21 protein-coding genes and 1 pseudogene are annotated in these 25,705 nt (G+C 57.7%); 7 read left to right on the forward strand and 15 right to left on the reverse strand.

Annotated features, from left to right (window positions below):
• Window positions 1–215 precede the first annotated feature (215 nt).
• Complete coding sequence (locus tag KW842_RS25245; protein WP_218306880.1) at window positions 216–755, forward strand: hypothetical protein; 540 nt, start codon at window positions 216–218, stop codon at window positions 753–755.
• A gap of 65 nt (window positions 756–820) precedes the next feature.
• Here the strand turns inward: KW842_RS25245 and KW842_RS25250 are convergent, their stop codons facing one another.
• Entirely contained in the window at window positions 821–1,414 is a 594-nt protein-coding gene (locus KW842_RS25250) for a site-specific integrase (RefSeq protein WP_218306881.1), read from the reverse strand.
• Between the two features lie 294 nt (window positions 1,415–1,708).
• Here KW842_RS25250 and KW842_RS25255 point away from each other — a divergent pair, with 294 nt between their 5' ends.
• Window positions 1,709–3,274 carry a hypothetical protein gene (locus KW842_RS25255; protein WP_218306882.1) on the forward strand — a complete coding sequence of 522 codons (1,566 nt, stop codon included), beginning with the start codon at window positions 1,709–1,711 and terminating at the stop codon, window positions 3,272–3,274.
• A 126-nt stretch (window positions 3,275–3,400) separates the two neighbouring features.
• The gene (locus tag KW842_RS25260) at window positions 3,401–4,201 is read left to right on the forward strand and encodes a hypothetical protein (RefSeq protein ID WP_218306883.1); all 801 of its coding nucleotides are present in this window, start codon (window positions 3,401–3,403) and stop codon (window positions 4,199–4,201) included.
• Window positions 4,202–4,210: 9 nt separating this feature from the next.
• Here the strand turns inward: KW842_RS25260 and KW842_RS25265 are convergent, their stop codons facing one another.
• The 3 genes from KW842_RS25265 to KW842_RS25275 form a co-directional block, all read right to left on the reverse strand.
• Entirely contained in the window at window positions 4,211–4,645 is a 435-nt protein-coding gene (locus KW842_RS25265) for a DUF1249 domain-containing protein (protein ID WP_218306884.1), read from the reverse strand.
• Window positions 4,642–5,061 carry a hypothetical protein gene (locus tag KW842_RS25270; RefSeq protein WP_218306885.1) on the reverse strand — a complete coding sequence of 140 codons (420 nt, stop codon included), beginning with the start codon at window positions 5,059–5,061 and terminating at the stop codon, window positions 4,642–4,644. The genes KW842_RS25265 and KW842_RS25270 overlap by 4 nt, the downstream gene beginning before the upstream one ends.
• Before the next feature lie 71 nt (window positions 5,062–5,132).
• Window positions 5,133–5,492, reverse strand: a complete 360-nt coding sequence (locus tag KW842_RS25275; protein WP_218306886.1) for a hypothetical protein — start codon at window positions 5,490–5,492, stop codon at window positions 5,133–5,135.
• Window positions 5,493–5,854: 362 nt separating this feature from the next.
• Between KW842_RS25275 and KW842_RS25280 the strand changes: the two are divergent.
• Together KW842_RS25280 and KW842_RS25285 are read left to right on the forward strand one after the other, a co-directional pair.
• Window positions 5,855–6,469, forward strand: a pseudogene (locus KW842_RS25280) (methyltransferase domain-containing protein); the annotation flags it as partial.
• A gap of 267 nt (window positions 6,470–6,736) precedes the next feature.
• Window positions 6,737–9,169, forward strand: coding sequence for a TonB-dependent siderophore receptor (locus tag KW842_RS25285; RefSeq protein WP_218306888.1), 2,433 nt, complete (start codon window positions 6,737–6,739; stop codon window positions 9,167–9,169).
• Here KW842_RS25285 and KW842_RS25290 read toward each other — a convergent pair.
• Entirely contained in the window at window positions 9,117–10,634 is a 1,518-nt protein-coding gene (locus KW842_RS25290; RefSeq protein WP_218306889.1) for a PLP-dependent aminotransferase family protein, read from the reverse strand. The genes KW842_RS25285 and KW842_RS25290 overlap by 53 nt on opposite strands.
• An 82-nt stretch (window positions 10,635–10,716) precedes the next feature.
• Here KW842_RS25290 and KW842_RS25295 point away from each other — a divergent pair, with 82 nt between their 5' ends.
• Window positions 10,717–11,358 carry a pyridoxamine 5'-phosphate oxidase family protein gene (locus KW842_RS25295; RefSeq protein WP_218306890.1) on the forward strand — a complete coding sequence of 214 codons (642 nt, stop codon included), beginning with the start codon at window positions 10,717–10,719 and terminating at the stop codon, window positions 11,356–11,358.
• Here KW842_RS25295 and KW842_RS25300 read toward each other — a convergent pair.
• From KW842_RS25300 to KW842_RS25345, 10 genes are read right to left on the reverse strand one after another with little or no spacing between them, the layout of a single operon-like run.
• On the reverse strand, window positions 11,333–13,006 hold the full coding sequence (locus KW842_RS25300; RefSeq protein ID WP_229223898.1) for a hypothetical protein: 1,674 nt from the start codon (window positions 13,004–13,006) through the stop codon (window positions 11,333–11,335). The two genes, KW842_RS25295 and KW842_RS25300, sit on opposite strands and share 26 nt — an antisense overlap.
• Window positions 13,003–15,030 (reverse strand): DUF4175 family protein, encoded by a 2,028-nt coding sequence (locus tag KW842_RS25305; protein WP_218306891.1) that lies wholly within the window; start codon window positions 15,028–15,030, stop codon window positions 13,003–13,005. The genes KW842_RS25300 and KW842_RS25305 overlap by 4 nt, the downstream gene beginning before the upstream one ends.
• The gene (locus tag KW842_RS25310) at window positions 15,014–16,066 is read right to left on the reverse strand and encodes a BatA domain-containing protein (RefSeq protein WP_229223899.1); all 1,053 of its coding nucleotides are present in this window, start codon (window positions 16,064–16,066) and stop codon (window positions 15,014–15,016) included. Before KW842_RS25310 ends, KW842_RS25305 begins: the two co-directional genes overlap by 17 nt.
• Window positions 16,063–16,944, reverse strand: a complete 882-nt coding sequence (locus KW842_RS25315; protein ID WP_229223900.1) for a DUF58 domain-containing protein — start codon at window positions 16,942–16,944, stop codon at window positions 16,063–16,065. Before KW842_RS25315 ends, KW842_RS25310 begins: the two co-directional genes overlap by 4 nt.
• A 23-nt stretch (window positions 16,945–16,967) precedes the next feature.
• On the reverse strand, window positions 16,968–17,966 hold the full coding sequence (locus KW842_RS25320; RefSeq protein ID WP_218306892.1) for a MoxR family ATPase: 999 nt from the start codon (window positions 17,964–17,966) through the stop codon (window positions 16,968–16,970).
• A 2-nt stretch (window positions 17,967–17,968) separates the two neighbouring features.
• Window positions 17,969–18,592 (reverse strand): DUF4159 domain-containing protein, encoded by a 624-nt coding sequence (locus KW842_RS25325; RefSeq protein ID WP_218306893.1) that lies wholly within the window; start codon window positions 18,590–18,592, stop codon window positions 17,969–17,971.
• A gap of 7 nt (window positions 18,593–18,599) precedes the next feature.
• Window positions 18,600–19,937, reverse strand: coding sequence for a TldD/PmbA family protein (locus tag KW842_RS25330; RefSeq protein ID WP_218306894.1), 1,338 nt, complete (start codon window positions 19,935–19,937; stop codon window positions 18,600–18,602).
• Window positions 19,938–19,943: 6 nt separating this feature from the next.
• Entirely contained in the window at window positions 19,944–21,581 is a 1,638-nt protein-coding gene (locus KW842_RS25335; RefSeq protein WP_218306895.1) for a TldD/PmbA family protein, read from the reverse strand.
• A 21-nt stretch (window positions 21,582–21,602) separates the two neighbouring features.
• Window positions 21,603–22,940: a TldD/PmbA family protein gene (locus KW842_RS25340; RefSeq protein WP_218306896.1), complete on the reverse strand. Its 1,338-nt coding sequence runs from the start codon at window positions 22,938–22,940 to the stop codon at window positions 21,603–21,605.
• A gap of 19 nt (window positions 22,941–22,959) precedes the next feature.
• Window positions 22,960–24,597: a TldD/PmbA family protein gene (locus KW842_RS25345; RefSeq protein WP_218306897.1), complete on the reverse strand. Its 1,638-nt coding sequence runs from the start codon at window positions 24,595–24,597 to the stop codon at window positions 22,960–22,962.
• 286 nt (window positions 24,598–24,883) lie between these two features.
• Between KW842_RS25345 and KW842_RS25350 the strand changes: the two genes are divergently transcribed.
• Window positions 24,884–25,702 (forward strand): class I SAM-dependent methyltransferase, encoded by an 819-nt coding sequence (locus tag KW842_RS25350; RefSeq protein WP_218306898.1) that lies wholly within the window; start codon window positions 24,884–24,886, stop codon window positions 25,700–25,702.
• Window positions 25,703–25,705: the final 3 nt, after the last annotated feature.

Raw genomic sequence — 25,705 nt, forward strand, 5'->3', positions numbered from 1 at the left:
AATAGCATCTTGCAAAAAGGAAAAATTCACAAATTATCACTTTAAAATGGTGTAAATTCTGGCTAGGTCACCATGTGATGGCTCATCATCGGCATCTATTGATCAATCTATGTGGCATCTATGTTGATTTCATGGCGACGATGAGATATCCTTAGCTACCTTAATGAGGCAATGTTGCATGATTTTGGTTTGAAGTTAACGAATAGGGGGCAGGAATGGGAAGTGATACCGCAGTAGTAGTAATGACGGCTCGTGGGCCAGATCGCATCATTCAAGAGGGCGGAAGCCAAGCATGGGTGCTCAACCCCAAGAACGCGATGAAGCATCGTTACCTTATTACCGTTCAGAATAGGCATAACGGCCAATGGGGAGGCGCTACCGAGCCACATGGAACTGCTTTTCTAATTGGCAAAATATCTGATGTGGTCCCCAGTCCTGAGCCTAAATCTAAAGGTCGATATCTTGTAAAAATCAACGAATATGCTCGTATCTCCATATCGTGCAAATGGCGTGGTAGCAATCCTGTACGCTATTTGAATATTAAAGATGAGTTCGGAATCGACCCTGAAACGTTAGAGTTCATTCCAGTTCCTTCGCAAAGTGGACATCATGTTAAGGCGACTCAAGACGCGCTGCATGAGGATGAGGTAGAGTCGACTGAAGTACTTATGCTCACAATTGCTCAAGCAAAAACAGGGCTGGCAGCAAACTTAGGCATCGAGTTGGATCAAATTGAAATAATTATTAAGGCGTAAAGACCGTAATGTGGTGGAGCTATTGCACGAGGGACTTTGCTCACATTTGTCGACTCTCTTTTCTGCTATAGCAAGTTTGTGACAATTTGCTTTAGTCGCGCAGGATTGTTATCTACATACTTTGCCGTCATCGCGATAGATGAGTGGCCCATCAACGTTGAGACGGCTTTGATGTCCACTCCCTTTTCGATCAGCGTAGTAGCGAACGTGCGCCGACCGCTATGGCTGGATGCACCTTGAAGCTTCGCATCGGTGTACATGCGATGGAAGAGTTGCTGCAAGCTGTTCGGCGTGAACGAACTGCCTTTCTGCGATTTGAACAGAGGCGCTTCAAGATTGAACAGGATGCCTTCGACCTCCTGCCTCTCATCAATGAAATCGCGAATCGCAGCAATGAGCTTGGGACTCGATAGGTAAGCATGGCGCTGTTTGCCACCCTTCGTCATTGTGCCAGTCAGATTGATTTCATCCAGCATCTGACCGTCGGCGTCAATGACATGCTTGATGCGCAGCGCGGCCATTTCTTTGGCGCGCAAACCCAGACCAAACGAGCAGTAGAGTAGTGCTACGTTTCGCTTGGCATGCGCCTTCTTCTTGACGGCATTCACGACCTTGGACAGTTCGCGTTCAGTGAGTACCTTTGCTTGACCTTCCTTCATTGATCCACCATAGAATGTTTAGAAATTGCATAATTGATATGCTTTCAAACCATTCTATCCAGCCCTTGTGACCTCGTACATCGGAGAAGTGGCTCTAGGCAACGGAATGTTTACTAATTGCATTTAGTAAACATTGCTATGTGATCTGCTTAGGCCATTCGCCTTGACAAGTTGAGAAGCAAGAAGATTTCTTAGTGTGGCGCCATTGATAATATTGCGGTTGATTGCAATTTCGATTGTTTGCATATAATATAAGAAAAATTGCCTCTAACCAAATTTCATGGAGTTATTCTAATGTCTAATACCCTGTTAATAGAAAAAGTTCTTGCAAAGTTAAAAGAATGGGCAGTAGATACTCATCAGAAAATTGATTCCGGTGGAATATACGTGTTTGGAAGCGTAATTCGTCGTGGAGGTGTTCAGTTTGATAACAGAAGCGATATCGATTTGGTTATTCAAATTCCAGCCCAAATGAAGACTTCTTCGGAGCGCGTAGAATGGATGGAGAACCTACACGAACAAAAACAGTCACTAGAGCTAGCTTTGATGAGTTTGCTTAAACGTACAGATGCCAGTGAGGCAATTTGCAGCGTCGTGGTTGTGTCCGAACTTGATATTGAGGCAAATGTTCATAAAGATGGAGCAATTGGATTTTTCTCTGAAAATATCTTTTTAGATTTGCTTACTGATGTTGCACACAATGGGCTCCCAACTGTTCGCAAAGAAACGAAGTTGCAGCGATTAATAATTGAATGCCTTAAATTCACCCAAAAAAAGAGGAATATTTTTTTGGCGGTCTCCCCAAATGGAACCGAAAAGCTAAGCAACTTTGAGGGGCCGGACCCTATTCCTAAAGATATTATGCGATATGCCGCAATGGCTAGGCAGTTAGAAAAACCTTCAACTATCCATGGTGCTGAAACCGATATACAGCGCGGCCTAGATTATTTAACTCACCATTTATACGAATTTGAAATGGTAAATGAGGCATATCAAAAACTCCATGATGTTGTCTCCGTACGCCGAGGGGCACGTGGAGAGTCGAATAGCATCTCACCACTGCAACAACTACTTCTGACGGATATCATCGTTGGCGCGGCGATTGAGGCGCATGACAAAGAGCTTGCCGCTCAAGTAGTGGCTCGACGAAATAAAGATTTTTCGTTGCCGTCTTTTAAGGGTAATGATAGCACGATATTTTTTTCTGATAGGTTTTCCCGAGCTTTTCCAGGTGTTAGAGGAGTGAGTTGGTTTGAAGATCCAGCTGAGATCAGAGAGCGAATGAATCGATTATTGAAGGAGCCATTGAAATTTGAAGAAGCTACGCCTATTTGGTGGTGGCGTAATTCAAATTTACAGATTGAAAAGTTCATTGATTTAGGTAATGGGCATTACGTAATGAATGTCGACGAGTTAAATATAAGAAAGATCGCTGCTGTACAAAGTGATCCTTATTATCGGTCTTTTGTCTACGTTGAGGTTGCTTCAATGAAACCTACAGGACTCTATCAGAGTAGTCCAGATCAAGTGTCAGCTAGTAAAAAGGCCGAGGAAGTCTTTGGATATAATTGGGAAGAGTACGGACTCGTCGATGGTGTCCATATGGTGACTCGCGCAGAGTACGATGATGGTGCGGCAAAGATTGAGGGAGAAATTCAAGACATAACTGGGCGCGCCGAACTGCGAAGCCGTTATTTGACTCCTTATAATTTTTTGATCGCGCCTCATGGCTCACCAATTAACAATCAACGATTCGATAGCATACTTGAAGATTTTTTGAACAAAATCTTGTCTGGAGAAGCTACCATTGAACAGTTAATTCAGGTGGTTAATAAATTGCCCAAGAGAAATGATCGATAAGTGATAGTAGCATATACGTTCCGTGCGGATCTTTTTTCTTGCAGTCATGCGACCGAAACCATCTTTTTCAAACTTGGTGATCGGCGATCTGCTTCTTGATGAGTTGAAGTCATCGGATGTTTTAGAGTGAGCGAAGAAAATATGACAATCGAAATGTACCGGAAATATAGGCGCATTCTAAAAAATATTCCGATAAATGGAAAATTCGTCAAATATGACTGGGGCGATCTGCCTAATCCAATTTATATTTCTTGGATGCCCTACAGTCAAATGTTTGATGAATTTTCACGCGAATTGGCAAATGCACTGAATACTTTGACTCGCTACACTCACCAGCTCACCGCATGGCGAGATTTATTAGAATCTGAAGACGTGCAAACGCAATTTTCGGCGGCTGTTGATTTTATTGATCCTATAGCCGTTGTTGCTATTAATTTGCCCTATGTAATTCGCTCGCGTTTTATTTTTGCCGCAGCACATTTATGTCACCAGGCAAATCATGCGAAACAAGGAAATACTTGGAAAGATGATTTTCCTTTGGATAGTGAAGTCTGGTTTGATTCTGCGGACAAATATGGCAAGGAATGGAAGCAGTATAAAAAGTTCAAAAATAGGTTGGAGAAGGTCAGCGCTAAAGATTATCGAGAAGGTACGCACGACTTTAGGCATGCTTATAATCATCGGTTTTCAGCTCGCATTGTGTTAGGCATTTCCCAAATAGTGACTCGTCGAGTTGATGAGTCTAGTGGCGGCGTTACTTATGGTTTCGGTGGAATTCAACCAATTACTCTGCCTCGTTTAATTTCTTTACTTGAGAAACAATGTCAACACTGCTATTTAGCTTTTGATGCATTCGAAAAACTGATTAGAGAGCAAGAAGCTGCAATTCGAACTCACAATAGTGCTGCACTGGAAGCCATTAAGTAGCAACGAAAATTAGTTAGAGAAGAATTCTTGTTTACACGCTACTTTGATCGAGTGACCAGCCACGATTAGATTGCCGAGCCATGTGTAGAGGTAGTCGTTAAGTACGCGCTTTGCCAAAATGTCAATGTGGCTCCTGTCTGGCGAATACACCGAGTTCGACATATGCGCATCGCGGTACGTTAACGCTTCAGCCATGCCGCGATCAAGGTAGACCGCTATCGTCATCTCTGGATTGATCACCACGCCACCATCTTCAGCACGACTATGACCGAGCATGATGATGAGCTTCGTAGGGCTTCGCGACACCACATCGAAGTGCAGCGGCCAGTTACCATCGACTTCGGACAAGCCCACCTCATCGATGCTTTGCAGATCAGGGATCACGTCCAGCAAACGATTGAAGATCTGGCTGTATAGGTTCTCACTGGAGTATCGGCCGTTCATGCCAAACCCAGTTCCTTGATGTTGTCTTCATGACGGAACATATGCACATGCCAGGACACGAAGAAGGCTTTGTACATCGCCTGATATTCGAGCGAGTTCATCGGCAAGTTCTGTGATAAGTACGACCACGCGGTGATGAAGGTGAGGTCGTGGGTCAAAGGCTTCCGGCTGTTGTTGGTGGTGTAGAGCGAAAGCTTCAAATCTGGCTGGATACGACCAGCATCATTCGCCGCTGCTTTGTTCAGTTCGACCGTCAGCGTTCCGCATCGATGATATTCAACATTTACCACCAACGGCGGCATTGCATCGGTTTGCGCTTCGCGTTGATCTTCCAGCGCTTTGATCATCGGTATCAAGACGAGCAGTTGCTGGTGAAGTGGGGTACGTACACGCTGGACTTGTTTGGTGGCTTTCATCGCTGTTCTCCGATTGTGAGTAGACGTCGGCGGCGTATTGATCACGCCGCCACCATTGGCATTGGTTTGGATCAGATCTCGATGATCTGATGAACGATGGCCTGTACTTCGCCGGGATTTTTCTTCAGCAGCGATGCGAAACGTGCGACGATCAAACGGTTCTTCTTCGTTTCGATCTTGTTGATTTCGCGGACTGCGGCCAGATCGAGTGGCTTACCGGGCTTGATGTTTTCGATGGTGTTCTTGACGAGATCATTACGCTGCGAATCGAGAGCTTTGATTGCTTCGCGTAGTTGTTCGGCATTGTCTTTCGCTGCCGGTTTGGTGGCGGCATTGGACTGGGCGTTTTCTGGCGACTGGTTGCCAGCGTTGGCGTCGATGTTCTTCTTGTCCAGCGTCAGGGTAGGCTTTTTATCAGTGGTGGCGTTCATCGTAAATCTCCTGTGAATTTGTCAAATCGACAATAGAATTTTATCCAGCCTTTTTCAAAACGTACATTGGAATTATTGCTTTATTTCAACAAAATTCTCACTTCGAGTTTTCAGGCGGCAGAACCACTCAACGGAAATCCCTAAGTCTTGCGGCCGTTGGTAACTTTGGAATCGTGTCGCTGTGGCGTGAGGGACCAGCTAAATTGCACAGCTTTTGAGTAGGAGTATGTTGTACTTCTGAACTTCACTATATAGCTTAAGGTGAAAAGCTATGCGTTCCTGCACGAGGCGTCCGAAGATATCTTTGACGCTCTGAACCTTGCTTGAGGTGCTGCAAGGATGGATGGGTGTGTCAAATAGGCCAAATAATCATGATGTGGCTGCTCTTCAAGGACGAGCCGCAGCACATCGTGCAACTGGGCCTGGGCAGCGCCGCGCTGACCAAGTTCTGCTATCGCCGCATGCCGCAGGCGCGCGTCACCGCCATCGAACTTAATCCCAACGTCATCGCCATGTGTCTGGCGCAGTTCGCGCTGCCGTCCAACGACGAGCGCCTCGATGTGCGTGAAATGAACGCCATGGACTTCGTGCTTGATCCGGCCAACCGCAACAGCGTCGACGTGCTGCAGGTGGACCTGTATGACGAAGCGGCGCGCGGCCCGGTGCTGGACTCGCAGGAGTTCTACCAGGCTTGCGCCGACGTGCTGCGCGATGGCGGCATCATGACCACCAATGTGTTCGGCGACGACTTCAGCAACTACGACAAGAATCTGCAAACCATGGAGCTGGTGTTCGACGCCGTGGTGTGGCTGCCGGAAGTGCACGATGCGAACATCGTCGTCATCGCCTTCAAGAACGCGCCTTCATTGGATTTCAGCGTGCTGTACGAGCGCGCCGCCGAAATCAAGAAAACCCTGAACCTGCCGGCCAAAAAGTGGGTCAATGGCCTCAAGGAATGGATGCAGGACCACCAGTAAAACTGCAGCGTTTTTCTTCTATCGATATGCAAGCAAAGCATACCGATGCGCGCGCGCCACACTTTTGCACCGGTCCCCGGCAAGCGCGTGCCGGGGTCGCCGGCCAGCTTACGATACATTGCGTTACAAAGCACGAACTATCCGCAAATGTACATAAATCACAACATTGACATGTGAACCGCGTTGTCGCGACTGGAAGCGTTCCCTTAGTATTTTTCCAACGGCCTTACCCCCGCTTGGCCGTTTTCAAATACAAGAGAGAGAACAATGACAAGAGCACCTCAATTCAAACGCACCTTGCTGGCCACTGCTATCCTGCTGCTGGCAGCACAAACCGCCCAGGCGCAAACGTCTACCGACGGCGGCGCCAAGGCCGATGAACAAACCGTGGTGGTGCTGGGCTCGCGCTCAGTCGCCAAGACGGCGCTGGACACCTCGTCGCCGGTGGGCCTGATCAGCCAGAAAGACTTGCAGACGGCCGGCCCGCTGGAACTGGGCAAGCTGCTGCAAACGCTGGACCCGTCGTTCAATTTTTCCACCACCTTCATCAGCGATGGCACCGACTCGATCCGTCCGGCCACGCTGCGCTCGCTCGGCCCCGACCAGGTGCTGGTGCTGATCAACGGTAAACGCCGTCACCAGCAGGCGCTGGTCAATGTACAGCAGACCATCGGCCGCGGCTCGGCCGGCACCGACATCAACGCCATTCCGCTGGCGGCCATCCATCACATCGAAGTGCTGCGCGACGGCGCCGCCGCCCAATACGGCTCGGATGCGATTGCCGGCGTGATCAACATCGTGCTCAAGTCGAACATCGGCGAGACCGCTGTCAGCGGCCAGCTGGGCACCACTTCCGAAGGCGATGGCGACCTGTACTCCGCCAGCGCCAATCGCGGCTTCGCGCTGGGCGAGAACGGCGGCTTCGTCAACCTGACCGTGGAAGCGCGCAAGCGCGGCGAAACCAACCGCGCCGGTCCGGATTCGCTGCGCGTCAATCCGCCACGCGTGACGCAGCACATCGGCGACAGCAACACCAAGGATTACTACCTGTGGTGGAATGGCGCCCTGCCGATTGATCAGCACAGCGAGTTCTACGCCTTCGGCGGCGTCTCCAAGCGCAAGAGCGATTCGTATGGCTTCTTCCGTTCCGCCGGTGACGCACGTACTGTCGCTTCCGTGTACCCGAACGGCTTCCTGCCAGCGATCAGCACCGACATCAAAGATGCGTCGTGGGCCTTCGGCTACCGCCGCGACCTGCCGAGCGACTGGAAAGCCGACATCAGCGTCAACTACGGCCAGAGCGAACTGGCATTCCATGAGTCGAACAGCTTGAACGTCAGCTACTGGTACGAGCCGAAACCGGGCGGTGGCATCTACGCCGAATCGCCGCGCGAAGCCGATACCGGCACGCTGCGCTTCTCGCAGCTGACCTTCAATGCGGACGTCAAAGGCCCGGTCAAAATCGGCGACACCACCATCTCGCTGGCCACCGGCTTCGAGTACCGCAAGGATAACTATGAGATCGTCGCCGGCGATCCGGTCTCCTACCAGTATGGCCGCACCAATAACCCGGCCATCAACATCGTCACGCCGGGCGGCGCCACGGCGGCTGCCGGTATTCAGGGCTTCCCTGGCTATACGCCTGGTACGGCAGTCGATTCGGGCCGTCACAACATCGCCCTGTTCCTCGACGCCGAAACCAAACCGGTAGATACGCTCACGCTGGGCGGCGCGGTGCGCTACGAAGACTACTCGGACTTCGGCAACACCGTCACCGGCAAGCTGAGCGCCCGCTTCGATCCGACCAAGGAGCTGGGCTTCCGTGCCAGCGCCTCCACCGGCTTCCGCGCGCCGAGCGTGCAGCAGGAGTTCTACAGCTCCGTGTCCACCAACCTGAATAACGGCGTGCTGACCGAGACGCTGACCGCCCGCCAGGGCAGCGCCGTCACGCAGGCCTTCGGCATCAAGCCGCTGAAAGAGGAAACCTCGACCAGCGGCAGCGTCGGCGTGGTGTTCCGTCCGTCGCAAAACTTCTCGCTGACGGCCGATGCGTACCAGATCAAGATCAAGGACCGCATCGTGTTCTCCAGCGAGATCGCACCGGAAGCCGGCGGCGGTCCGATCGCCAACATCCTGCGTCCGCTGGGCGTGGGCCAGGCGCAGTTCTTCACCAACGCGGTGGATACGCGCACGCGCGGCCTGGACGTCGTGGCGGTGCACACCACCAAGTTCGACGCATCCACGCTGGTGCTGTCCGGCCAGCTGGGCTTCAACAAAACCGAAGTCACCAAGCGCCATTCCACGTCATCGGTGCTGAGCGGTGAGAAGCTGTTCGACAAATCGCAGGTGACGCTGATCGAACACGGCCAGCCGCGCAAGCACCACGTGGTCGCGGCTGACTACACGGTAGGCGCATGGAACCTCACCACCCGCGCCAACTACCATGGCGAGGTGTATGCGGAAAACTTCAGCCCATTGCAGAAGTGGGATGCGCGCTGGCTGGTGGATGCGACGGTGCGCTACGCCTTCAGCAAGCGCACCTTCCTCAGCCTGGGCGTGAACAACGCGTTCAACCAGCTGCCGAACGAGTGGACCAACGGCGGCGACTTCCCGAAACTGGGCTTCACCCGCTGCTGGGAAACCTGCCCTATCGGCGTGAACGGCCGCTCGTTCTACGTGCGGGCTGATACGGCGTTTTAAACTGCTTGGCAGCGTAGGCCGCAAGGTGCACGACCGCTGCCAACTGTTTGACCAATCCCTCCATCTGCTCGGCTGGCACTTGTGCGTAGCCGAGCATCAGCCCTTTCCAGCCTGATACGCCTTGCGTGTCGTGTGCGCTCAGCGCATTGACGGCAATCCTATGCACCTGCGCTTGCGCAGCGACTGCCAGATCGTTGATACGCGCGTCCGTGAAGCGCAGCGACAAGTGCATGCCTGCACTGCCGCCATGCAGCGTCGCCACCGATCCAAGATGCCGCTCCAGTGCCGCCACCAAGGCATCGCGCCGCTGCCGGTATAAGCGGCGCATGCGGCGCAGATGCAGCGCAAACTGACCGCTGTACAGGAACTCGGCCAGTGCCAGCTGTTCCGCCACCCGGCCGCGTGCCGACGACTGCGCACGCATCTGCGCAAACGTGTCAGTCAATGCAGCAGGCACCACCACAAAGCCGATACGCAAAGAGGGGAACATGGTCTTGCTGAACGTACCCAGGTAAAGTACCGGCGCGTCATCGCTCAAACCCTGCATGGCGTGCAGCGGTGCACCGTCGTGACGAAACTCGCTGTCGTAGTCATCTTCGATAATCAATGCACCCGCCGTGCGCGCGGCGGCAATCAGCGCATGGCGGCGGCGCAGGCTTAGCACGCTGCCAACCGGATACTGGTGCGAGGGCGTGGTGTAAATCAGCCGGGGTGGGCGCAACAACCAATCGTCTTCCGATGGGGCCATTCCTTCGTCATCAACGTCTATGCCCGCCACCGCCAATCCCGCGCCGCGCGCTGCCGCCAGCGCGCCGCCATAGCCTGGGTTTTCGATCCAGACAGTATCGCCGGCGTCGGCCAGCGCGTGCATGCACACGTCCAGGCTGTTCTGCGTGCCATCGGTAATGAAGACCTGGCTGGCGTCGCATGCGACACCGCGCGCCGCGCGCAAATGATCCGCGATGGCGGCGCGCAATTCTGGCTGACCGGCCGGATCGCCGTAGTTAAGCTGCGTTACAGTCATCGACCTGAGCGCACGCTCCAGCATGCGCCGCCACAGCGTCATCGGAAAATGATCCAGTGCCGGTACGCCGGGAGCAAAAGCCTCCATGCGCGCAGCATCTGGCGGCACAACTCGCAACTGGCGCGCACGCTGTGACAAGCCGATTACCGCCCCCCGCGCAGCACGGCGCGCAGGACTGGCCATAACCGTAGCCACCACGGTGCCACGCCGGTCCGTGCTGACAAAGCCCTCGCTGGCCAACTGCTCATATGCATACAGCACGGTATTGCGCGCCATACCTAGCTCCTCCGCCAGCACACGCGATGCGGCCAGCCGCGTGCCGGCAGCCAGCGTTCCATTGCGGATGGCAGCACGCAGGCACTCATGCAGCAATCGCTGACGCGGCCAGTTATTGTGACCATGGCTGTCTGCATACGCGCTGACCAGCAAAGCAAAGTCCATTCTTGGCTCCATAAAAATATGCAAGGCTGGCTCTATCAATAGAGCCAGCATCTGATTATATTTTGTCTTTTGAAAGGACACCATGAACCAGGCGCCAACCGACCGCACCCGTATCCGCCGCGTCGCCAGCAATGCACACTACGACAGCACCACGCTGCACGCCATCATCGACGACGCTTACCTTTGCCATATCGCCTTCAGCGATGCCCGTGGTGCGCATTGCATCCCAACGGCTTGCTGGCGCGGCGGCGAGCATCTGTATATTCATGGTTCCAATGGCAGCCGCATGGTCAGGCATCTGCTGGAGAACGAGTGCTGCGTGTCCATCACGCATCTGGATGGACTGGTGCTGGCCCGGTCGGCGTTCAATCATTCGATGAATTATCGATCAGCCATGATTTATGGCCGTTTCCAGGCAGTGGAAGGCGCGGATGCGCGTTATGCGCTGGAGACGCTCATGGAGAAGCTGACGCCGGGCCGCCAGGCAGACATCCGCCCCGGATCGGACAAGGAGTATGCAGCCACCACCGTGCTGCGCATCGCACTGACGGAGGCCGCCTGTAAAGTGCGCCGCGGTGGCCCGGATGATGATGAGACAGACCTGGCCTGGCCAGCATGGGCCGGCGTTCTGCCCTGGACGCGTGCGCCAATGGCGCCGCAGCCAGATCCAGCGTGTACGATCAGCGCACCAGCCTATGTCAGTGACTGGCTGCGTCGTGGTTAACCAACCCGCGCTGCTCACGCCACCATAAGGTCAGCATTGAAAGTGCGAACAGCACGGCAAACGGCATAGTCGGCAACGGCGTGCCGGCGTCCGTGCCAACGGCGCCGCCGGCGCCTGCCGCAGAAGCCGGAGAACGTGCCGCATACTGCATCGTGGCGTCCCGGCGCAGCGCCTTCTGCCACGCGGGCCAATCGTCTTGGGCGTACACATACACCGGACCGGGTTCTGTCATGCCGTCAGCGCTGAAGCTCATCCAGCCGGCTTTGCGCGGCCAGAACGCTGCACACACGCCATCCGCCTTGTCAGCGCGTGCTTGCAGCGGCATCGCCGCATAGCCATCAGCCAGCAATGGCGTACCCGGCTTCACACCCTGCGCGCACACCTCGCTGCGCAAGCCAGGAACCGGCATCGGATCGTTCAGCTGCCAAAAGGTTTTCTGTTCGCTATGCAGCGCGATGAGGTCCATCGCCGATTGCCACCACAATGCCAACTGCTGGGGTGCGCTGATCGCATACTTGTGCCAATCCGCGACACCGATCCAGACAATGCGCCCCTGGCCAATATCACGCTGCCACATCCACGGCTGTTTCTTCGCATCGCGCGCGAGCACGCGCCACGGGGCAGCTACGGCATCACCCGGATTCAATCCGGCAGGCGGCAATGTCATCGCCGCACCGAACTGCCGCATGTCTTCCTTCTCCGTGGTTGGCGATTGCGAAGATAACTGCAAGCCAAAGTCGCGCCGCCATAGCCCCGTATCCGTAGCATTCCCCCCCAACACCACCAGCGGCACACCCTTTGCTGTCTGCGCCAGTACTGCGGCGCGTGCGGACGGGCTGAGATGTTCGATATAAGCCGCATCCACGACCATGGCGTTAGGCGCATTCAGCTCGGCGCGCGCGGTTTCGCTGCGGGTGATGGTTTTGCCCAGCGTGATATTCCAATCCAGAATTGCGCCTCCATCGGATAACAACTGGTTCAGAACACGCGCATCAAATGATGGCGCGCCAAAACGCCCCTGTATCTGTAAAGGCACAGGTTCTTTTACCTGCACAGGAATCGGGCCTTGTGCGATTGTCTTGCCATTAGCGTCCAGAAGGCGCGCCTGCAGTACCAGGGCTTCCGCCACCGGCGGCAGCCATTGCACCGACAGCTGCGTAGCAGACGACGGTCTGGAATCAGCCAGAACTTGTTTGTTCTCGGCCAGCAGTTGCAAACGCCAGCCAGCTGTGGCCGAAGAGCGATGTACCGACAGCGTCAACATGCGGCCCAGTGAAACAGTGCGAGGAAAATCGAGCCATAGCAGATCCGTACTTGCAGGCTTCCATTGCAAAGGCCGCGCCGGCAGATCGCGCCATTCAGCTTCCCGCATCCCATCACCACTCAAGGTAATGCCGGCGGCGGCAGGAATAGCCAGCCGGTCGGCATCGCTGATGCGGCCTGCGCTGGTGCTGACAGACAGCGCGCCGGCCGCAGCGGCAGGCAAGCGCACATCGGCCAGCGTGACCGCCAGCGCAACGCCAGCAACACCGGCCAGCAATGCATCTGCCCAACGACGCTTGCGTGCATAAAGTGCCGTGCTGGCGGCCGCCGCGACCAGCACGGCCAGCGGCGGCGCCAGAGAAGCCAGGTCCGGGAATATCATCATTTAGCCTGCTCCTTGCCGCTCCACTCCTTGCGGAAGGGCGTATCCGCAGCAGGCCGCGCCTGCAACAGCACTGGCGCATCAGCCAGCGTGCCACGCAGCCAGGCGCGCAGCTCGGCGCGGCATGGCACGCAGCCATCCTGGACATCCTGTACGGTGCGCTGTGCGCCGAGGCGGTGTTCCTGGTCGGCGATGCGGGAAATCGTGTCACGCGCCGCCTTGCTCCACAGCGCGGGTAAGGCGCCGTCCTGCGACAAGGCCAGTACCAGCTCGCGCACCTCAGCCGGCACGGTGTCACCCGCGGCGCCCTGCGCACGCTTATAGCTCATGGCGCCAACGATATCGCCGGTCATGCGCTTCTCTTCCTTCAATGCTGGCGGGACGAAAGCCGTGCGGTGCAGATAAACACGCTCAGCGGCCTGCAGCTCCTTGATCGCTTCCAGCGCCTTGTATTCAGGCGGCAGCGCATTGTTCGGCGCAACGGCGCGCAGGGATTTTTCGGCATCCCACATCGCGGCCAGCGCGCGCTTGAGGACTGCTTTGGTTTGCGGATCGAAGATTGTAGCGTTATCTTCCTGATCGTGGGCGTGGCCAAATTCTTTCATGACACTGATTTCTCCGCCGCCACCGGCGCTGCCGTGGCCGTGGTGTTCATGTTCGTGCTCCTCATCGCCAAACAGGGAAGACTCCTCGCCGAGGAACTGGCCATAGCGCAGACGCAGCGCGGCCTGGTCCGAGGCAATGCCTTCGCTACGGCTACGCAGCGTGGCGGCAGGCATGTTCGGATGCGCTTTCAGGTCGGCGACCAGTTGTTCGGTGTCGATAATGATCTGGCGCTGGCTGCGCAGGTTTTCCGGTTTCGCCATCGATGGCAACGCGGTGGATTCAAGGCTTTCGGCTTCCGGTCCGGGCAGGCGCAGCGTGTAAGTTGGCGATTGCGCGGTATGCGGATTTTCCGGTGCGTTGTCGGTGGCGCGCACGAAAAAGTAGAGTTCATCGCCTGGCTCCATACCGAGTTCCGCCAGCGTCCACTGCTTTTTCCAGCTACGCGACTTTGGATCGGACGATTGCGGCAGCGGTACTTCCTTGTCGCTGAAGCGGATGTTTTCGCCGCTACCGCGCGCGAGCGTCATGTGCAGGCTGGCGCGCACGATGGCGTAATCATCTTTGACGCCGACTGAAATCGTTACTGCCTTGGCGTCCTTTTGCAGAAGGTGTATCAGCTCGGCCGGTTCGACAATGGTGACTTGCGGTGCCTGATCCAGCGTTACGCGGATATTGTAGCGCGTGGTGCTTTTGCCGCGTATCCGCCAGAATAGCGAGTCTTCAATTCGGAGTTTTGCGCAGTCCTCGACAACCGCAAGCGCCTGGCCGTCACCCAGTTCAACTGTTGGCTGCACGCCTGCCGGATTGCGCACACACCAGCGTATCTCCGAGTATTGCGGCACCTGAATATCACGTGCACCGGTCTCGAACGACGCGACGCCGGTGTACTTCGGTGGCGTGACACGTAGATAAACCTCGCCATCCAAAATTGGCTTGTTCACTGGTGCCACGACTGGCGGCAGTGCCGGTGTGATTTGCCTGCTGTGCCATGCGGCACCCGCACCGGCGGCGAACAGGCTAAGCACAAGTGGCAGCACGGCGAACGATACGCGGGCACGAGCGATGGCCTGGTAATCTGCCTCGGTCAACACACCGGCCAAGCGCGCGAGCAGGCGTTGCTGCTGAAGCTTCGCGATGGGCGTGTGGGCCTCTGTGGCCAGTAAGGTGCTGCTATCCTCCAGCTGCGGAATGGCAGTGTTCAGCCACGACGTCCATTGCGCGGCAATGCGGCCACGCCAGCGTAGCGCATCTGCAATCACCCACGTCACCCAGGCCATGCTGGCGATCAGCGCTGGTGTGCGCGCAGCTGGCAGCGCGGCGACAAGCAGCAAAGGTGCAAGCACCGCCAGCCACTGCGGCGCACGTCGGCGGAGAATGGCGGCCCAAAGACGGCTGCGCAGATGATCAGTTGCGCCGGGCATGGGTCAATATCCGTTCGAGCATAAAAAGCAACAGCAGCACAATGCCCAGCCACACCGCCGGCTTGGCGTGGGAGATTGCGGGCAGCGCGTTGCGGGCGGAGGAAAAATTCTGGGATGGCGTGGCGTACGCCGGAGCGGTAGCCACCGAGAGTAGTTGCCAGGCCTCGAACAAGGCGTGTGCGCTGTCGGCGTCGCGCGGTGGGAAGCCATCCGAAGTCCACAAGCGGCCACGCGATGAGTCGGCGTATTTCAGCGTAACACCGTTGACCGTCAGCCTGGATGCATTGGCCAGTTCCGGGAACGCCGCAGCGACCGGCGCAGCAATCCACCAGTGCGGCGCGCGCCAGTTAGCGAGGGGCGCGGCGTCAGGCGTAGACCAGACAATCAGCGTGGTCGCTGCGGTGGGTTCGGTAGCGACCACGTAGCGATAGGCGCGATTGCCGGCAATGTCAAAGGCAGCGAACAGCGAACGCCATGCCTGCAAAACCGGTTCGGCGGCCACCAGCACGACGTGACGCTCAGCAGAAGGTGCAGCGGTAGGCTGCGGGGTGGCAGCTCGCAATTCTACCTGGTGGCTGAATTGCGGCAGGCGGGCCGGCATGGCGATGTGGTCGGCACGGGCAACGATCAGCAGCCTTGCCGCAGGACGCCAATCACGTTCGTTTTGACGCAGCCAAGACAGCGCATCGCGCGGCAAGTCGATGCGCGTGGCGGCACTGAAGCCCGCCGCGTTGATCTGCTCTTCAACCCAGGCCTTATCCGCGCCGGCGTCCACCAGAACGGTATCGCCGCGCCATGGGAAGATCGTCGCGGCCAGCCAGGCGATCAAGGCCACCAGCAGCAAGCAACGCACCAGCAGCAATGTTTTATCGCGCCACTGCCAAACGCGCAACTGCTCCGGTGGCGCCGATGGCAGGAAGCGCGCGGTGGCCAGCGGCTCGGCTTTCAGCCGTTGACGCTTCTTGCGGTGCCACCAGACCGGCAGCAGCAATACCGGCAACGCCAGCCACCACATCGGATAAGAGCTCAATATCATTTTGCGCGCACTCCCGCGAGTTGCAACCAGCTGCGCAGGACACCGCTCAGCGGCTGTTCGATACGCGCCTCGTAGTGGACGATGTTATGTTGACGGCAGCTCGCCGACACGCCATCGAAGTGCGCGCGGCTCTGCTGTTTGTAATGCTCGCGGTCTGCGTTGCGGATGCGATGCAGGCCATGGTCGCGCTCCGGGTCCCGGTAGCCGCTGCCGGACTTGAAGCTGGCGTCTACCTCTGCCTGCGTACGCAGCGTCAGCAGCCGCACATCGTGGCGCATATTACGCAAGCGCAGCAGCGCTTCGCTTAACGGCGATGGCCAATCCAGAAAATCGCTGGCGGCAAAGATCATGCTTGGCGCGCGGGCAAAGTGCAGGCTTGCGCGCAAGGTGTCGGCGGTTGGCAGTTCACCGTCTGGCTTCGCCTTGTTCAGCGCAGCCATCACGCGCTGTAACTGGCGCGGTCCACGTGCGGCCGGCGTGAACTCCACTTTGCCGCCAGTGCAGATAAGCAGGCCGAATGCATCACCCTGGCGCTGCGCAATGGCGGCGACACAGGCCAGCAAAGTACGCGCGAACCAGAGTTTATCAATGCCGTTGATCTCACGGCTGGGCTCCGCCATCGAGGCGGTGGCGTCCAGCCACAGCCAGACAGCGACATGACTGTCACGCTCCGCCTCACGGACGAAGTAACGGTCGGCGCGTGCCAGCAGTTTCCAGTCGACGCGCCGCCATTCATCGCCCGGTGCGTAGGCACGGTACTCGGAAAACTCGACACCCGCGCCGCGTTCGCGGCCCATGTGTATGCCATGCCCCAGTCCCGCCAGGACGTGACGGATCACCAGGTCCAGATCCTTGGTCTGGGCCATCATCTTGGTCATGCTTGCGCTTGCGGAGACGTGCATTATTCAGGACGAATATGCTCACGCAGCGCTTGCAGGATGTCGGCGATAGCCACGCCATCCGCTTCCGCTTCAAAGTTGCGCAGCACGCGGTGCGCCAGCACCGGCAGCAGCATCTCGGCGATATCTTCGCGCGTGACGGCCAGTCGGCCCTGCATCAGTGCGCGCGCCTTGGATGCCAGTACCAGCGCCTGCCCTGCGCGCGGACCAGCGCCCCAGCCGATATGCTTTTGCACCGCAGGGACCGTAGTCAGCGATGGACGCGTTGCGCGCACCAGCCGCGTTGCGTAGGTCACCAGATGGTCGCCGATCTCGATGTCGCGCACCAGTTGCTGGAGGCGCAGCAGCGTAGCCACATCCATCACCGGTTCAGCGTCTTTCAGGCCGGCGTGCGTGGTAGCGGAAACCATGGCGATTTCCTCGGCCTCGCTTGGATACACCACATCGATGCGCAGCAGGAAGCGGTCCAGCTGCGCTTCCGGCAGCGGATATGTGCCCGCCTGTTCGATCGGATTCTGCGTCGCCAGCACAAAGAAAGGCTTGGGCAGCTTGTGCGTCTGGCCAGCGAAGGTCACGCTGCGTTCCTGCATCGCTTCCAGCAGCGCCGACTGTGTCTTCGGCGGGGCGCGGTTGATCTCATCGGCCAGCAGCACCTGCGTGAACACCGGCCCTTGCTGGAAGCGGAACTCGCGCTTGCGCGTCGCATGGTCTTCTTCCAGAATCTCGGTGCCGACGATATCGGACGGCATCAGGTCCGGCGTGAATTGCACGCGATGGAAGTCCAGTTCGGTCGCCTGCGACAAGGATTTCACCAGCAGCGTCTTGCCCAGTCCCGGCACGCCCTCGACCAGCGCGTGGCCGCCCGCCAGCAGGCAGATGATCAACGAGTCGATCACGTTTTCCTGCCCGATAATCACGCGCGCCATGCTCGCCTTCAGCGCCTTCACCTTGGCGGTCAGTTCGCCGATTTCATGTTCGCTCCAGGCGATACCTTCAGCCATAACTACGCTCCCAACGCATATTGAATGATATTGACCGCAAAGCGGGTATTGTCGACGGCGAGGAAACGCTTGTTGCGGAAGTCGTAATCCCATTCGCAGCCATAGTCCTTGTTGCTGTACAAAAGCCGCACGCGGCCGCCCACCTCGATCGCCTTCAGATAATCGTGCACCAGATCGTCGCCCCAGCCGTTCAGCTCCACGGCGGTATTCGGCGGCCCATCTTCAAACTTGAAGAAGCTGGAATAGACCGGATGATTATTGGGGATCTTGTGCAGCGCCTTCGGCCCGAAGATGCGGCCGATTTCAGCTTCAAACGATTTCGCAAACAGCCCGTCGATATCGTGGTTGCAGTCATCCACGAACAGGAAGCCGCCACCCTTGATATAGCGCTCCAGATTCTTGCGCTCGGCCGCCGTGAACTGCACCAGCTTGTGGCCGGCGAAATAGCAGAACGGCGCCTCCAGCATCTTCGGATCGGACAGCGCGACGATGCGCTCAACGGGATCAACCCGCAAGGTGGTGTACTCCACCAGCGAGTTGAGCACATTGCTGGGCATGCGGACATCCACATCCCAGTCGCCCGACTCATACGTCAGACGGGTGAAATAGAAATCGTACGAAGCCACAGCAGCCTTATACCGCGTCCGACAGCGACGTAAAGTTAAAGTCGCGCACCTTCATCGCCGGGATCAGCATCTGATAGCGCACTTCATCGCCACCGATCACCACCGGTTTTCCCAGTTCATCTATATTGTTCAGCATCGTCACCGGGCTTTCATTGAAGCGGAAGTTCTTCACCGGATGCTTGATCTTGCCGTTCTCGATATAGAAAGTGCCGTCGCGCGTCAGGCCGGTCAGCAGCAGCGACTGCGGATCGACCATGCGGATATACCAGGTGCGGGTGACCAGGATGCCCTTCTTGGTATTGGCGATCAGTTCCTCGGTCGATTTGCTGCCGCCCGTCATGATCATATTGCCGTGGCGGCCAGTGGCGCGCTGGCCCTGCTTCTCGGCCCAGTAGCGGGTGTAGTCCAGCGACGCGATCTTGCCGTTCTTGATCACGTCCGCGCGCTCACGCGCCAGCATCGCCTGGCTATCCCAAGGCAGCACTGGCACGTCCGGATTCCACGGGTCGGCATAGATGTTCACCTGTTCGTCGAACAGCTTCTCGCCCAGGCGATTGCCGCCGCCCTTCTTCGACAGGAAGCTGCGGCCCTCGTCGGCCTGCCGTGCATCGAAGGCGCCATACATGCGGCCGATGATTTCCGAAGTGGCGGCCGGCTCCAGGATCACCGTGTAGCGGCCCGGTTCCAGCGCCTTGGCCTCCACCGATTTCAGTGCCTTCTCGATGGCGATCTCGGAAGCTTCGCGTGCGTCGAACTTGCGCGCATCATTGGCAGATCGGGTCACCCAGCCGGAACCACGGCCATCTTCGGTGCGCGTAGTCACGGTGAAGCCCAGATTGCTCAGCGTCTGGTAGCCGAATACGCCATTCGAATTGGCCACCGTTTCAAAGCCGGTGGTGTCGCTGAAGAAGCCAGCGGCGATCAGGCCCTGCTTGCGCGCCGAGTTGATACTGGCCGCAGCCACTTCGGCGCGATACTCCGGGTCGATGGCGGCAGTCGCCTCGCTGAAGGTGGCGGAAGGTTTGAAATCCTGCTTTTTAATCGCCGGCAGGAATTCAGGATTCTCCGGCGCCAGGCGCGCCACATCTTCCGCCCGGCGCACCACTTTTTCCAGCGACTTGTCGTCAAACTCATTGATCGATGCGGTGCCCTGGCGCTTCCCGAAAGCGACGCTCACCGTCAGCTGCGTATTCGAATTCAAGCCCGCAGTCGACACAGCGTTGCGCGCATAGCGGATATTGCCGTTACGCGTACCGTTGATCTGCACGCGGCATTCATCGGCCTTGGACAGCGACATGACTTTGTCGCAGATGCGCTTTGCTTCTTCCTGATTCAGCATCTTCATCGTTGTTTATCCTATTTTGCGGGCAGTGTTGATCACGTTGACGCCGTTGAAGCGCGTGGTTGGCGAACCATGCGACACGGCGCTGACCTGGCTAGGCTGGCCTTTTCCATCAAAGAACGAGCCGCCCATGCGCCAGTCGCGCTCATCACACAAGGCGGTACAGGCGTTCCAGAATTCCTGCGTGTTCGATTGGTAAGCCACGTCTTCCAGCTGATTGACGATCTTGCCGTTCTTGATTTCAAAGTACAGCTGGCCGCCAAACTGGAAGTTGTAGCGCTGCTGGTCAATCGAGAACGAGCCACGGCCCAGGATATAGATGCCTTTCTTGACGTCTTTGATCATCTCGTCCGGCGTCAGCTTCTTCTTGCCCGCTTCCAGCGACACGTTCGGCATGCGCTGGAACTGCACGCTGCTCCAGCTGTCGGCGTAGGAACAGCCATGCGATTCTTTTTCGCCGATGACGGCGGCCTGGTCGCGCGTCGCCTGGTAGTTGACCAGAATACCGTTGCGTATCAGGTCCCAGCGCTTGGAGGCCACGCCTTCGTCGTCATAGCCGACCAGGCCGAGCGACCCCGGCGTGGTCTTGTCGGCGACGAAGTTGACCATCTCCGAGCCGTACTTGAAGTTCTTGCTCTTCCACTTGTCCAGCGTGGCGAAGCTGGTGCCGGCGTAGTTGGCCTCATAGCCCAGCACGCGATCCAGCTCAGTCGCATGGCCGACCGATTCATGGATGGTCAGGAACAGGTGTTCCGGCGACAGCACCAGATCGTACTTGCCCGGTTCGACCGTTTTTGCGGTCAGCTTCTCGCGCGCCTGGCGGCCGGCCGCACGCGCGTCTTCGATCAGGTCGTACGCGCCCTTATAAAGCGTGGTCACATTGCCTGCGGCCTTGACCCGGTTCTCCGGCTTGCAGTCGAAGAACTCATAGCCCATGCTGGCTGGCGACGACAGGCCATCACGGGTGCGGAACTTGCCGCTGGCCTTATCGACCGCAGTGGCGGTGAACGGCGACCACAAACGATGCACATCCTGGTCGATATACGATCCGTCGGTCGACGCGAAATACTTTTGCTGGTTGACCTGGAACAGATTGGCGGCCATGAAGCTGGCGCCTGCATCCAGCCCAGCCTTGTTGGCGGCCAGCAGCAGCTCCGCTTTTTCCTTGATCGGCACCGCGCGCCAGTCTTTTTTGAACGGCGTAGCCCACGACACTTCACCAACGCCTTTCACCGGCGCCAGCAGCACCGGTTCGCTTTGCAGCTTGGAATTCGCACGTGCGATGGCCACCGCCTGGCGCGCCGCATCGGCCACCGAGTCCAGCGTCATCACATTGGTCGAGCAAAAGCCGTAAGCCCCGTTGGCGATCACGCGCACACCGACACCGGACGATTCGGTGTTGACGATGTTTTCCACGTTCAGGTCACGCGTGGTGATGAACTGGTTCAGATAGCGGCCGATGCGCACGTCGCAATACGACGCACCGGCCTTGGTGGCCGCGTTCATTGCGGCGTCGGCCAGTGACTTCTTGAACTGCACGGCCATGGGGTTGAGCAGCTCTTCGGCCGCGATCGCATTGCCGAAAACCGGCACCAGCAGGCTGCCGCCAGCGACGGCGCCTACTTTTAAGAATGAACGACGTTCCACTATGTACTCCTGGGTTAAAACTTACACTGCATCCGACAGCGACGTGAAGTTGAAATCGCGGACCTTCATGGCCGGGATCAGCAACTGGAATTGCGACTCGTCGCCCGACAGAATCTCCGGCTTGCCGATTTCATCGATGTTGTTCAGCATCGACACCGGGCTTTCGTTAAAGCGGAAGTTCTTGATCGGATGCTTGATCTTGCCGTTCTCGATGTAGAAGGTGCCGTCGCGCGTCAGGCCGGTCAGCAGCAGCGATTGCGGGTCCACCATGCGGATGTACCAGGTGCGCGTAACCAGGATGCCTTTCTTGGTATTGGCAATCAACTCCTCGGTCGACTTGTTGGTGCCAGCCATGATGATATTACCCGGCGAGCCAATCGCGCGCTTGCCCTGCTTCTTGGCCCAGTACTGCGAGTAGTCCAGATTGGCGATGCGGCCATTCTTGATGATGTCCTGACGCTCGCGCGCCAACATGCTGCCAGCATCCCACGGCAGCACGGCGACATCCTTGTCCCATGGATCGGCCCATACATTGACCTGCTCATCGAACAGCTTCTCGCCCAGGCGGTTGCCGCCGCCTTTCTTCGACAGGAAGCTGCGGCCCTCGTCGGCCGAACGTGCATCGAAGGCGTTGAACATGTATGCCAGCACGTCGGAGGTGGCGGCCGGCTCCAGGATCACCGTGTAGCGGCCCGGCTCCAGCGCCTTGGCGTCCACCGATTTGAGTGCTTTCTCAATGGCGATATCCGACGCCGAACGCGCATCGAACTTGCTGGCGTCGCCGACACTGCGCTTGACCCAGCCGGAACCCCGGCCGTCTTCGGTGCGCACAGTCAGCGTGAAGTCCAGCCCCGTATCCTGCTGGTAGCCGAATACGCCGTTCGAATTGGCGATGGCGCTAAACGACGTGCCGTCGGTGAAGAAGCCCGCCGCCACCAGCTTGTTCTTGCGCGAGTTCTCGATGCTGTATGCCGCCACCTGCGCGCGGAATTCCGGATCGATGTCGGCGGTCTTCTGGAAGAAGGTCTGCGTGGCCTTGTACTCCTGCTTGGTCGGCGTCGGCATGAACTCCGGATTTTCCGGCGCCAGGCGCGCCAGGTCTTCCGCACGGCGCACCGCTTTTTCCAGCGACTTGTCATCGAACTCGTTGATCGATGCAGTGCCCTGCTTTTTGCCGAAGGCCACCGACACCACCAGCTGCGTGTCTTCGATCAGGCCGGCGGTCGACACGGCATTGCGCGCGTAGCGGATATTGCCTTTGCGGCTGCCGGTGATGTTGACTTCGCACTGATCGGCCTTGGTCAGCGACAGCACTTTATCGCTGATACGCTTGGTCTCTTCTTGACTCAGGAATTTCATAGTTGTCTCTCTCCAGGACTTAGCCGATCTTGCGGGCGGTATTGATAACGTTGACGCCGTTGAAGCGCGTGGTCGAAGCACCGTGCGACACAATCGACACTTGCGGCGGCTGGCCCTTGCCGTCGAAGAAGGAACCGCCCATGCGCCAATCGCGCTCGTCGCAGATCGCCACGCAGGCGTTCCAGAATTCCTGGGTGTTGGACTGGTAGGCTACGTCCTCCAGCTGCTGGCCGATCTTGCCGTTCTTGATCTCGTAGAACAGCTGGCCGCCAAACTGGAAGTTGTAGCGTTGCTGGTCGATCGAGAACGAACCATCGCCGACGATATAGATCCCCTTCTTGACGTCCTTGATCATCTCGTCCGGCGTCAGCTTTTTCTTGCCGGCCTTGAGCGACACGTTCGGCATGCGCTGGAACTGCACATTGGCCCAGTTGTCCGCATACGAGCAGCCGTGCGATTCTTTCTCGCCGATGATGTGGGCCTGGTCGCGCGTGGCCTGGTAGTTGACCAGGATGCCGTCCTTGATGATGTCCCAGTTCTTGCACTTGACGCCTTCGTCGTCGTAGCCCACCGCGCCCAGAGAACCCGGCGTGGTCTTGTCGGCGACGATGTTGACGATGTCGGCGCCATACTTGAATTTCCTGGTCTGCCATTTGTCCAGCGTGGCGAAGCTGGTGCCAGCGTAATTGGCCTCGTAGCCCAGCACACGATCCAGCTCGGTCGGGTGGCCAACCGATTCGTGGATGGTCAGCCACAGGTGCTCTGGCGTCAGCACCAGATCGTATTTTCCCGGCTCCACCGACTTGGCTTTCAGCTTGGCCCTGGCCTGCTTGCCGGCCAGGCGCGCATCTTCAATGATGTCGTAGGATTTGGTGTACAGCGTGGTCACGCCGCCAGCCGCCTGCAGCTTGTGCTCGGGACGTGCGTCCAGGTATTCATAGCCCATGCCGACCGGGGCCGACAAGCCCTGGCGGTTGCGGAACTTGTTCTCTTTCTTATCGACGGCGGTGGCGAAGAACGGCACCCACAGGCGATGCACATCCTGGTCGATATACGAGCCGTCGGTGGAGGCAAAGTACTTCTGCTGGTTGACCTGGAACAGCAAGGACTGCATGAAGCTGGCGCCGCCGTCCATGCCGGCCTTGTTGGCGGCGATCAGCAGCTCGGCCTTGTCCTTGATCGGCACCGTGCGCCAGTCCTTGACGATGGGCGTGGCCCACGACACTTCGCCCACGCCCTTCACCGGCGCCAGGATCAGCGGCTCGGTTTGCAGCTTGGCGTTGGCCTTGGCGATCGCCACCGCCTGGCGCGCGGCAGCAGCCACGCCATCCGGCGTCATGTCATTGGTGGCGGCAAAGCCGTAAGCGCCGCCGGCGATCACGCGCACGCCGACGCCGGCCGATTCGGTGTTGGTGACGTTTTCCACGTTCAGGTCGCGGGTGGTGATGAACTGATTCAGGTAGCGGCCCACGCGCACGTCGCAGTACGAGGCGCCGGCTTGCGTGGCGGCCATCATCGCGGTGTCGGCCAGGGTTTTCTTGAACTTGATATCCACTGGCTTGAGCAGCTCTTCGGCAGCGATGGCGCGGCCAAAGGTGGGCAGCAGCATGGTGCCCATCGCCAGACTACTGATATTGAGGAATGCACGTCGTTCCATATTATCTCCAACATTGTTGTGGGCCAGCCGCCCATATGGCTGAATATCCGTCGCCTGTTCTAGGGTTTTTACAATATTAGCGCCGGGTTAAGAACACCAATTGCAAAATGTATGCCATCGGCATGCGTTCTGCAAGCGGCAATTTGCGTGTCCGAAGTGTCCGCTTATGTGTCCGCGTGGTGTCCGGCCAGTGTCCGCGCACCGGGGCGGTGCGCACGCCTTTTCGCTTGACCTGTTTGCGTGCTTGGCCGATGATCGCTCACCACCACACTTCAGGAGATTGTGCATGAAACGATTTGTATTGGCGGCTTTGGCCACCACCATGCTGATGGGCGCGAACAGTGGCGCATTGGCGGACGATGCGCTGAAAGCGGCGATCGCCGCGCCAACGCGCACGCCGGACAACGTCAAGCGCGACGTTTATCGTCATCCCTACGAAACGCTGTCCTTCTTCGGCCTCAAGCCGAATATGACGGTGGTGGAGCTGGCGCCCGGCGCTGGCTGGTACACCGAGATCCTGGCACCCTACCTGCGCAACCACGGCAAGCTGATCACCGGCGGCAATGACCTGGCATCGCCGAACGAAAACGAACGAAAAGGCGCCGAGCGCTTCATGGCGCGTTTGAACGCCAAGCCGGAGGCGTACAACAAGGTGGCGCTCGGCGTGTTCTCGCCAGGCCGCAAATACGAGCTGGCGCCGCCGAACAGCGTCGACATGGTGGTCACCTTCCGCAATATCCACAACTGGATACCATTGGGGCCGGAGAAGATGAAGGATTTATTCAGCAATCTGTACACGGTGCTGAAACCGGGCGGCGTGCTGGGCATCGAGGAACACCGCCTGCCGGCATCGAAAACGCAGGACGCTACCGCCAGCAGCGGCTATATGCACGAAGCGTATGTGATCAAGCTGGCCGAGGATGCGGGCTTCAACCTGGCGGGCAAGTCGGAGGTCAACGCCAACCCGAAAGACACGGCCGATCACAAGAACGGCGTGTGGGCGCTGCCACCGACTTATACCAACAAGGATGAAGACCGCGCCAAATACCAGGCCATCGGCGAGAGCGACCGCATGACGCTGAAATTCATCAAGCCAGCCAAGTAAGCG

Source organism: Duganella sp. sic0402 (assembly GCF_019219065.1).
In the GTDB taxonomy this organism is placed as follows: Bacteria; Pseudomonadota; Gammaproteobacteria; order Burkholderiales; family Burkholderiaceae_D; genus Rugamonas.